Origin of the sequence: Streptomyces sindenensis, assembly GCF_014649035.1 — a bacterium.
In the GTDB taxonomy this organism is placed as follows: Bacteria; Actinomycetota; Actinomycetes; order Streptomycetales; family Streptomycetaceae; genus Streptomyces; species Streptomyces sindenensis.
On record NZ_BMSG01000050.1, the window covers coordinates 23,865 to 34,102 of the forward strand.

The 10,238-nt window shown below is 74.2% G+C and carries 5 protein-coding genes; 3 read left to right on the forward strand and 2 right to left on the reverse strand.

From position 1 onward, the window contains the following. Window positions 1–383: 383 nt before the first annotated feature. Entirely contained in the window at window positions 384–3,608 is a 3,225-nt protein-coding gene (locus IE145_RS31815) for an AfsR/SARP family transcriptional regulator (RefSeq protein WP_189528895.1), read from the reverse strand. Window positions 3,609–3,885: 277 nt separating this feature from the next. Between IE145_RS31815 and IE145_RS31820 the strand changes: the two genes are divergently transcribed. After that, on the forward strand, window positions 3,886–5,133 hold the full coding sequence (locus IE145_RS31820; RefSeq protein ID WP_189528896.1) for a hypothetical protein: 1,248 nt from the start codon (window positions 3,886–3,888) through the stop codon (window positions 5,131–5,133). 448 nt (window positions 5,134–5,581) lie between these two features. Here IE145_RS31820 and IE145_RS31825 read toward each other — a convergent pair whose 3' ends face one another. Next, the gene (locus tag IE145_RS31825; protein WP_189528901.1) at window positions 5,582–7,858 is read right to left on the reverse strand and encodes an ATP-binding protein; all 2,277 of its coding nucleotides are present in this window, start codon (window positions 7,856–7,858) and stop codon (window positions 5,582–5,584) included. 402 nt (window positions 7,859–8,260) lie between these two features. Between IE145_RS31825 and glyA the strand changes: the two genes are divergently transcribed. After that, window positions 8,261–9,568 carry a serine hydroxymethyltransferase gene (glyA, locus tag IE145_RS31830; protein WP_189528897.1) on the forward strand — a complete coding sequence of 436 codons (1,308 nt, stop codon included), beginning with the start codon at window positions 8,261–8,263 and terminating at the stop codon, window positions 9,566–9,568. Between the two features lie 114 nt (window positions 9,569–9,682). After that, entirely contained in the window at window positions 9,683–10,006 is a 324-nt protein-coding gene (locus tag IE145_RS31835; RefSeq protein WP_189528898.1) for a hypothetical protein, read from the forward strand. The last annotated feature ends 232 nt before the right edge of the window (window positions 10,007–10,238 follow it).

The following is a 10,238-nucleotide window of genomic DNA, read 5'->3' on the forward strand; positions in this document are numbered from 1 at the left end:
CGGGAATCTGCCCGGGGGCGTCCTGATTCACACACGGCCGAAGAGCCACGCGCCGGCCGACCGGAGGCACAGCCCTGATGGGCATGATCGACCATGCAGACTCAAAAAGTCACGCAAAACCAGCAATTGTCACCCGAGTTGATGACTAGTTCGACATCAGCGCGAGAAGCGTGCAAGATCACACGCACATCGTTCCCCTTGAGGGGCGACGAACCATCACGCACTAGTCCGAGTCGACAACTCGGCTTCAGTAGAAAGCAGTTACGTCACATGTACTACAAGCTCCTGCAGTGGATGTGGAGCGCATCCAGCGCCTGATCCCCTCCTGGCGGCAGCGCGTGACGCCTGCCGCCGATCGAACGGACCGGCACCCGGGCACCACCTCAGGCGCCGGTCCTTCTCGTTCTCTCCAGCAGGAGCCGCCGCAGGCTCTCCGCCTCGGCCTCGGCGCCCAGGCTCCGGTACACCTCCTCCGCCCTCCGCGCGTACTCCAGGGCCGCCTCGCTGCGGTGTGTCGTCAGCGCCGTATGCGCGAGTCCCGCCAGCGCCCGTGCCGCCGCGGGACGCGAACCCGTGCGTTCGGACAGGGTGAGCGCCTGCTCGTAGACCTCCATGGCCAGGTCCGGCCGGCCCGCGGACCGGTGCACGTCGGCCACGCCCAGCAGGGCCCGGGCGCGCTCGTAGGAGCTGTCGATCCGGCGCGCCACCTCCTCCGCCCGGGTGAAGTGCAGCAGCGCCCCCTGGCCGTCGCCGTTCGCGGCCTGGGCCGCGCCGAGGCTGATCAGGGCGTTCGCCTCGCCCAGTGCGTCACCTCGGGCGCGGTGGCTCTCCAGCGCCCGCCGGAACCCCGCCAGCGCCCGAGGTGTGTCTCCCATGGCCTGGTACACGGCACCCAGGTTCGTTTCGAGTATGGCCAGTTCCTGGGCCCCGCTGTGCAGGCGGGCCAGGACCTTCGACCGCTCCAGATGGTCGTGGGCGCGCTCCGTACGGCCCTGGATCCGGTGGACGTCGCCGATGTTGTTGTGCGCGCGGATCTGCCCCAGCAGGTCACCCGTGCCCTCGTGGATGCGCAGCGTCAGGCGCGCCCGGCCGAGCGCCTCGTCGTAGCGGCCCTCGTGGTACAGCGCGGCCCCTTCGACGTTGAGGCAGTCCGCCTCGCCGTGCCGGTCGCACAGGTCCCGGTAGAGCGCCAGCGCTCGCGCCACCATGCGCAGCGCCGGCCCCGTGTGACCGGCGGCCAGGTGGGCGCGGCTGGCCTGGAGCGAGCTGTCGGCGCATCCCGCGGGGTCCTTCAGGTCCTGGAACAGGGTCAGCGCCTCGCCCGCGCAGCTCAGCGCCTCCCCGGGCCCCGACTGCGCCAGCACCTCCGCCGCCTCCACCAGGGTCTGCGCCAGCAGCAGCGGGTTGCCCCGGGAACGCAGTGCCTCCACCGCGGCCCCGTACAACTCGTTGGTGATGTCCCAGCTCCCCCAGATCCTGAGCGAGGGGGCGAGCGCGTGCGGGAGGAGCGCCGCGTGCTCCGGATGCTCCGCGGCGGCCGTGCGGGCGGCCGCCATCAGGTTGGCCCGCTCGGCGCCCAGCCATGCCGTCGCCTCCCGGGCATCGCCGAACTCGGCCGCGTACGGGGACAGTTGCCCGGGCTCCAGGACCCTGCGGCGCGGGTGGGTGAGCCGGTGCGCCCGGTAGGCGGAGCCGAGGCAGTGTCCGAGGAGCCTGCCGACAGCCTCGCGGCGCGCGTCCCGCGGTTCCTCGACGGCGCACACGCGCAGGGCGAAGGCCCGTGTGAGGTCGTGCAGTTGGTAACGGCCGAGGGAGGCTTCGGTCAGCAGGTGCCCGTCCAGCAGTTCCTCGATACCGCGTTGTACGTCCCCGGCGCCGCCCGGTCCGGGCGCGCTCCCCGACAGAGCGGCCGCGGCCGCCGCGGTGATGTCGGGCCCGGGGTGCAGGGCGAGCAGCCGCAGCAGACGGCGGGTGCCCGGCGTCAGCTCCGCGTACGAGAAGCGGAACGCCGAGACGAACACCTCCTCGTCGGGTCCGTCCAGGGGATCGCCCGACTGCGCGAGCCTCTCCAGAAGGTGGCGCAGGTCCCAGATCTCCCGGTGCCGGAAGCGGCCCGCGAGCAGCGTCGTGGCCAGCGGATGACGGCCGCAGGCGTCCACCAGCAGCTCCAGCGCCTCCGGATCGCGAGCGGTCCGCGCGGTGCCGGCGACCCGGGTGAACAGGGTCGCCGCTTCCCGGGCCGGCAGCGCGTCCACCAGCAGGGAAGCGGTCCCGTCCAGCGCGGAGAGCCGGTTGCGGCTCGTCACGATCGCCAGACACCCGGGCGACCCGGGCAGCAGCGGGCGCACCTGGGCGGCGTCCCGGGCGTTGTCGAGCACCACCAGCACCCGGTTGCGGGCGGTCCACTCCCGCCACTCGGCGGCCCGCCCGTCGAGGGTGTCCGGCAGGGCCGCCCCGGTCCCGGCGGCCCGGAGCAGGAGTGCGAGCGCCTCGGCCGGGTCTGCGGGCCGCCGCCCGCTGAACCCGTGCAGATCGACGTACAGCTGGCCGGCCGGGTAGTCCTCGGTCAGCCGGTGCGCGGCGTGGACCGCCAGCGCGGTCTTGCCGATGCCGGGCATCCCGTGGAGCACGACGAGGGGCAGTGCGTACCCGTCGGCGTCGGCGATCGCCTCCCGCAACAACCCCAACTCCTCACCCCGGCCGGTGAAGTCGCGGGTGTCACGCGGGAGGTTGTTGCGGCCCCGGTGGCCGGTCGAGGGCTGCGCGGGCGGGGCGGCGCTGGGCGTCGGGGGAGTGGGCACCGGCGCGGAAGGGCCGGGGCGGCCGACGGGGCCGGCCTCCGCCCGGGGCTCCGTCAGGCCCCGGTCCTGCTCCAGGATCCGCTGGTGCAGCGCCCGCAGACCGGGCCCCGGCTCCATGCCCAGCCCCTCCCGCAGGCGGGCGTGCGTCGCGCGGTACAGCTCCAGCGCCTCGCTGTGCCGGCCGCTGCGGTGGAGCGCCAGCATCAACGAGCCGACCACCCCTTCCGCCAACGGGCTCTCCGCCGCCAGTTCCCGCAGCTCGCCGATGAGATCGGCGTGCCGCCCCAGCTCCAGCTCCAGCCTGATGCGTTCCTCCCGGACGTGGCGGTGGTCCTCCACCAGCCGCGCCCGCACCGACGCTGCCCACTCGCCCGAACTCTCCGTCAGCGGTTCGCCCCGCCACATGCTCTCGGCGGTCCGCAGCAGCCCGATCGCCCAGTCCGTACGGCCCTGCTCCGCCGCCACGGCGGCCTCGGAGCGGAACCGCTGGAAGCGGACCAGGTCCAGGTCGTTCTGATCGCGCATCCGCAGCCGGTACAGCCGGGGCTGCACGTGATCCACCCGCACCAGCGGGCCCACGGCGTGGTCCAGATGCCGCCGCAGCTTGGAGAGGTAGGCCTGGAGCGTGGCGGGCCCCTTGGGCGGCGGCTCGTCGCCCCAGACCCGTTCCATCAGCGTGTCCACGGCGACCGGCTCTCCGCGCGCGTGCACCAGAACCGCGAGCACGCAGCGCTGTTTCACCGAACCGAGCGGATGCTGCTGGTCTCCGTGCCATAGTTCCAGAGGTCCCAGAGCAAGAAGATCCATATCGCTCCCCCGACAGGTGCGCCACTTCCCGCCGCCACCGGCAGCCTCCGCACGTCTGTGCGGAACAGTCCACTGTTCCCTGCGCCACCGGCCCGGACCAGAGCGCACAGGGGGCGTGAGCGGGGCGCATGGCGCGGCGCTTTCCCGCCCGCAGCCGGAAGGCAGGATTCCTGCAAGCCGCCCGTCCACACCGGTGGGCAGATGCGTCCCGGACCGCCACAGCGGCGGTCTCCGCGGGCCCCTCGGCCCGCGGCGACGGAAACGGGGACTGATTCGGATGAGCCTGACCATGCCGGACGCGCACCGGCTCCTGGTACCGGTGCGCCTGGACGTCGAACGCTGGACCACCCGGCACACCCGCCGGAAGGTCCTGGCCGTGGTGCACACCGTCACGGCGGGGCAGCGACTGCTCGAAGCCGTACGACTGCTGGAGGGCGACACCCGGGTGCAGGTGTTCTTCACCCAGGCGCCCGACGTGTTCAGCCACGGGGTGGACCACTTCCTGCAACGGCTGGGCGGGCTGGTGCTGCCCTGGCACCAGGCGGTTCAGACGCCCTTCGACCTGGCGCTGGCAGCCGCGCACGGCGGCCTCCCGGAACTGCACGCCCCGGTGATCGTGCTGCCGCACGGGGCCGGGCACAACAAGCTGGTCTCCGCCGGGCAGCGCGGCCGACAGGTCGCCGCCCGCGGGACCTACGGACTCGACCGGCAATGGCTGATCCAGGACGGCCGGCTGGTTCCCGAGTCGATCGTGCTGGCCCACCACGAGGACCTGACCCGTCTCGGACGCGACTGCCCCGAGGCGCTGCCCGCCGCCGAGGTCGTCGGCGACCCCTGCTTCGACCGGATCGCCGCGAGCCTGCCGCAGCGGGCCCTCTACCGCGACGCCCTGGGGGTCGGGCCCCGGCAGCACCTGGTGACCGCCTGCTCCACCTGGGGGCCGCGATCCCTCCTGGGCCGCCAGTGGGAGCTGCTGGAACGGCTGGTCGACGAGCTGCCCCGGGAGGACTTCCGGGTCGCGCTCCTGCTCCACCCGCACGTCTGGAACGCCCACGGCGAATGGCAGATCCGCAGCTGGCTCGCACGGCTCTCCCACGCCGGGCTCCTGGTGATCAGCCAGCACGCGGACTGGGTGGGGGCCCTGGTCGCCGCCGACCACATCGTCGGGGACCACGGCTCCGTCTCGCTGTACGGGGCGATGACCGGCGCCCCGGTCCTGATGGGCGATGTCCCCGAGGACGACCTGGACCCCGGCTCACCCGCCGCCGAACTGGTCTCCTTCGCGCCGCGGTTGCACTCCGGCCGCCCCCTGGTCCGGCAGTTCGCCCGGGCCGCCACGGCCTACCGTGCGGAGCGGTACGAGAAGGTGGCGGCCCGGATCACCTCGGAGCCGGGGCGGTTCGCCGTCCGGATGCGGGCCCTGATCTACCGCAAGCTCCGGCTCCGCGCCCCCGCCGTGCGGCCGAGCACGGACCATGCGCCGCTGCCGCTGACGGCGCGTCACGACGAACGGGGAAGAACCTGATGACCGCGACGACCGTACGGCTCACCGAGGACGCCCCGCAGCGCGGGGTCCGCCGGGCCCGAGCCGCGCTGCTCCACCCGGACCGCCCGCTGCGGATCGCCGACGACCACCTGCGCGTCCGGCTCCCGGCACCGCACCCGATGCCGCTGCTGGCGGACGCCCTGGTGGCACGGGCCCCGGCCCCGGGATCTTCGCCGTACGAGGACCCCGCCCGGTACGCCGCCGAACTCGCCGACTGCCACCCCGGCGCCCTGGTGGTGGCCGTGCACCGGGGCCCACGCTGCTGGCTGCGGTTCGGCGGCCGGTCCCGGCTGCTGGTCCGTGAGCCGGCCCGGCCGGCCCAGCCCTGGGCGGTGTGGGCCTCGGTCGCGCACGTCTGGCTGGTGGCGGGTCTGGACCCGGCCACGCTCGACCCGGCCGCCGTACGGGTCGTCAGGACCGTACGCGGCTACCCGCCGGCACCGCCCCGCTCCCGCCCCTCCTCCGCCGGGCCCGCCCCCGCGCCCGGCGGAGGAGGGGCGTCCGCTTCCGGCCGCTCCGGCGCTTCCGGCCTGGCTCGCGCCTCCGGTGGCTCCAGGGCGCCCAGCCGGGCCGCCGCCTCGGCCGCCTCCGCCGACCCCGAGCGGCCGACCGAGTCGTACAGGGACAGCGCCTCCCGGTAGAGCTGCCCGGCCTGACGGGGCTGCCCGCGGCGCTCGGCGAGCTGAGCCATGCCGCCGAGTACGCGGGCCGCCTCGAACCCGGCGGCCTGCGCCCGCAGCGCGGACAGCGCCGCCGACAACTCGGCCTCCGCCCGGTCGAGTCGGCCCAGCCCCACACAGGCCCGCCCGGTCAGACCCGCCGCCCGCGCCGCGTTGTACGCGTCGCCCGCCGCCTCCAGCACGAGGCGGGATGCCTCGGCGTCGACGGCGGCGTCCTCGTAACGGCCCTCGGCCAGGGCGATGTCCGCCAGATTGAACCGGCCCAGCGCACCGGCCCGGAGGTCACCGAGGGCGGGCAGCGCGTCGGCCGCGCGGGCGAACAGTTCGGCCGCGCTGTCCAGCCGCCCGAGCCGCCGGTGGGCCAGCCCCCGGTAGTTCAGCGTGCGCGCGTGCCCGAGGGCGTCGCCGCGCTCCTCGAAGGAGACGGCGGCCCGCTCGAACATGGCCAGCCCCTCGGCGTGGTCGCCCGTGGCGAGCCTGCCCAGGGCCCCGGAGGTCAGCATCCGGCAGCACGCCTCGCCGTCCCCTTCCGCCTCGGCGGTCAGCAGCCCCTCCCGGTGCGCCTCCAGCCACTCGCGGTACAGCTTGCGACGAGGGAAGAGCGGCCACACCGCGTCGGTGAGCTGCCAGGCGAGCTCCGGAGCGCCCATCGCCCGTGCGTGACGGACCACCGCCATCAGGTTGGGCAGCTCCCGCTCCAGCCAGTCCAGCGCCGCTTCCGCCGCCGTCTGACCGTCCACCGGAGCGAAGTCCTCCGCCGCGACGGCCCCCGGCTCGACGCCCCGGGCGAAGTTCCGCTCCAGGGAGTCGCGCCCGGGCTCCACGACCTGCTCGGCCCGGCACGCGTTGGCGAGGTAGTGGTGGCCGATACGGAGCAGGGCCGTGGCCCGCTCCTCGGCGCTTCCGTCCCGCGCGGCCCGCTCGGCGGCGTGCAGCCGGACCAGATCGTGGAACCGGTAGCGCTCGCCGCCCGTCTCCTCGGCCACGTCGACGAGCAGATTCGCGTCGTGCAGCGCGTCGAGCGCCTCGACCGCCTCCCCGCCCAGGAGCGTCCGCGCCAACGGAACCCCGAACTCCCGGCCCGGGTGCAGCCCCAGCAGCCGGTAGAGGCGGGCCGCCGCGGGCGGCAGCCCCCGGTAGGAGAGGTCCAGTGCCGCCCGCACGTCGTGGTCGCCCTCTATGGCCAGCGCCTCCAGCCGCTCGCGCTCCTCGGACAGGGCCCGGACCATCGAGGTGATGCCCTGCTTGGGGCGGGCCGCGAGCCGCGCCCCGGCGATCCGCACCGCGAGGGGCAGTCCCGCGCAGAGCAGGACGAGGGCCCGTGCCTCCTCGGGCTGGGCGGCGACCCGGCCGTCGGCGAGGGTCGCGTCGAGCAGCTCGACGGCCGCATCGGCGGAGAGGGGCTCCAGGTGGACCACGTGGCCCCCGTCGAGGCTGAGCCCCGGCATCCGCCGACGGCTGGTCACCGCCGTCACACACCGCCCCGCCGGTAACAGCGGCCGCACCTGGGCCGCGGTCGCCGCGTCGTCCAGCAGCACCACGAGCCGCCGGTCGGCGGTCAACGACCGGTAGAGCGCGACCCGTTCGCCCAACGTCGGCGGCACCTGGCCGACGGGGACGCCCAGGGCCCGCAGGAACCGGGCCACCACCTCGCAGGGATCGGCGGGACCCTCCGGCGCCTGCGCGCCCAGATCGGCGTACAGCTGTCCACCGGGAAAGTCCGGGCGCAGGGCGTGCAGCCAGGCCAGGGCCACCGCGGTCTTCCCCACCCCGCCCAGACCGCTCACCGCGGCCAGGGTGGGGTGACCGTCCGCCGAGGCCCGGTCCCGGTGCACCTCCAGGGCGCGCAGCGCGTCCGCGCGGTCGGTGATGCGCACCGCGGGCGGCAACTGCCAGGGCGGCGGCGTCTTCTCCGGCGCCGCGGGCCCGGACACGTGGATACCGCCGTGCACGCTGCTCGCCTGCACCACGAAGCCGTGGACCGTACCGCTCAGCTCATTGACGCTGTGCTCGTGCCCCCGCATGCGTCCCCCTCCGGACAGCCGAGTGTCAGCTTCCACCAGACATCCTTTCCGTACAGGCGCTCGATCACCCGGGCCCGCGGCGACCGGCTGCCGACGGACTGCGGCCACGCACACGCAGCATCTCTCCGGCATATGCCTCAGGTATAGGCGCTCTTCCGGGTGACGCTACGCGCCCCACGCGCCGGACCGCTCTTTTCACGCCTTCTCGGCCGCCCGCCACGCCTCACCCCCTAAACTGACGAACGCCGCGACTGGCGCGCGCCCCGACAGGGGCGCTCCGTGGAACCGACCACGAGGAAGCGGCACACCCCGGGCGTGCCCGGGGCGTCATCTCCGGAGAGCCGTCCGCCTGGGCATCCGGGTCCGCACCGCGTGCAGCGGCCGACCCGGAAGGCTTCTTCCATGACCACCACCCGGTCCACCATCAACACCACACCCACCCCCACCGCGCCCCGCCACCCGGCCCTCACCGCGTCCGACCCCGAACTGGCCGCTCTGATCGGCGCGGAGGAGCGGCTCCAGGCCGACACCCTGCGCCTGATCCCCAGCGAGAACTACGTCTCCGCCGCCGTGCTCGAAGCCTCGGGCACCGTGCTCCAGAACAAGTACTCCGAGGGCTACCCCGGCAAGCGGTACTACGAGGGCCAGCAGGTCATCGACCAGGTCGAGACACTGGCGATCCGCCGCGCGCAGGCCCTCTTCGGGATGGACCACGCCAACGTCCAGCCGTACTCCGGCTCCCCGGCCAACCTCGCCGCCTACCTGGCCTTCCTCCAGCCCGGTGACACCGTCCTCGGCATGTCCCTGCCGATGGGCGGCCACCTCACCCACGGCTGGGACGTCTCGGCCACCGGGCGCTGGTTCCGCGGCGTCCGGTACGGGGTCCGCCGGGACACCGGCCGGGTCGACCTGGACGAGGTCCGCGACCTGGCCCTCGCCGAGCGGCCCCGGCTCATCTTCTGCGGCGGTACGGCCGTTCCCCGCACGATCGACTTCGCGGGCTTCGCGGAGATCGCCCGTGAGACGGGGGCCGTCCTGGTCGCGGACATCGCGCACATCGCCGGCCTGATCGCGGGCGGCGCACACTCCTCGCCCGCCGGTCACGCGGACGTCGTCTCCACCACCACCCACAAGACCCTGCGCGGCCCGCGCGGCGCGATGCTGCTCTCCACCGCCGAACACGCCCGCGCCATCGACCGCGCCGTCTTCCCCGGCCTCCAAGGCGGCCCCCACAACCAGACCACGGCCGCCATCGCGGTGGCCCTCGGCGAAGCCGCCACCGCCGGCTTCTGCTCCTACGCCCACCAGGTCGTGGCCAACGCCCGTGTCCTGGGGGAGGAGTTGGCGGCCCGCGGCTTCGACCTGGTCTCCGGCGGCACCGACAACCACCTGTTGCTCATCGACCTCACCGACAAGGACGTCCCCGGCAAGACCGCGGCCAAGGCCCTCGACCGCGCGGGCATCGTCGTCAACTACAACACCGTCCCCTACGACACCCGCAAGCCCTTCGACCCCTCCGGCATCCGGATCGGCACCCCGGCCCTCACCTCCCGGGGCGTCCCGGCCTCCGCGATGGGCACGGTCGCCACCTGGATCACCACGGCGGTGGAAGCGGCACGCACGGGCGACGAGAGCGCGATCAGGAAGGTCCGGGACGAGGTGAAGGAGCTCATGGACGCTTACCCGGCACCGGGACTGCCGGTCGGCTGACGAGGCACTCTGCGCGCCTTCTTCACCTGTTCTCCGCCCGTCCAACCCCCCTCTGTGGCACCGTGGATCGACTGATGACCCGGGTGTCCGGGCATCCGCGTAGGGGGGAATTCCATGCGACTTCGTACCGCCGCGGCCTCGGCCGTCCTCGTCCTGTGCGCCACGGCGGGCCTGGCCGCCTGTTCGTCCTCGCCGGGCACCGCGGAGGCCGAGCGGCCCGCCGCCCCCACCGGACCGGCTTCCGTCAAGGGACTCGCGGAGAACATCGAGGCGGGCACGTTGCAGACGGGGCCGCCCGAGCTGAACGAGCAGAGCGTGGCGGGCCCCGAGAAGTGTGCCCGCTCCGTCGCCGACATCCCCGCGGAGTGCGCCGTCGACCCCTCGTTCGCCGTGGTCACCGAGGGGGAGCGGGCCGCCGAGCCGCCCACCCTGCCGTGAGCGCACCCCCGGGGAGCGGGTGAGAGAACCGGAACGGGAGGGCGGGCACACCACCGTGTGCCCGCCCTCCCGTTCCGCGTACCGCACCGCTCGCGCCCGTGCGACTTCCAGGATCACGGGCCCCGTTAACCACTTGCGTCACAGGGGCCCCTTCCTTCCGTCACAGCGATCTCTTACTGATCGTTTCAGAATGGGGCCGACGGTCAGTCGTCGTCGAGCTGCTGAAGGACCT